Source organism: Lactobacillus sp. C449L, assembly GCF_059900815.1.
Window position 1 is genome coordinate 1 of sequence record NZ_JBWXGA010000231.1, and the last position, 454, is coordinate 454.

Sequence of the window (454 nt, forward strand, 5' to 3'; positions counted from 1 at the left end):
TCCTCGCGCTCCCGACCGCTTGGCTCGCATGCGAATGCCGCGAATTCGTCTCCCGCCAGCAACCATTGCGCAACCACCTCTCGTCAGCGCCGTTTAACCTGAACATCTTTTCAGGATCGGCGATTAACTTGGGCCGAACGGAGATTGCGCGAAGGTCAACGCATCGAAGCAGACACGAGAGCCAAGTAAATGGCTCCGGGGAGCGGCATCGGATGGTCAGGTGGTCACTCGAGAATTTCGTCGCCCAGGTAATGGACCGGGGCGAGATCTCACGCATGGACGTGAACGCGCTGCGCCGCGACGTCCTGCCGAACGGGGTCGAAACACGGGACGAGGCGGATGTGCTGATCGCGCTCGACCGCGCGCTGCACGACAAGGACGAGAGCTGGGCCGCCTTCATGGTCGAGGCGATCGTCGATTTCGCGGTCTGGTCGTCGCGGCCCACCGGGCGGGT

At 63.2% G+C, this 454-nt stretch carries 1 protein-coding gene; it reads left to right on the top strand.

Annotated elements, in window-relative coordinates; translation table 11 throughout:
• Nucleotides 1-212 precede the first annotated feature (212 nt).
• The coding region (locus tag AC2JF9_RS09180; protein WP_500727154.1) for a hypothetical protein at nucleotides 213-454 on the top strand (242 nt) is incomplete at its 3' end.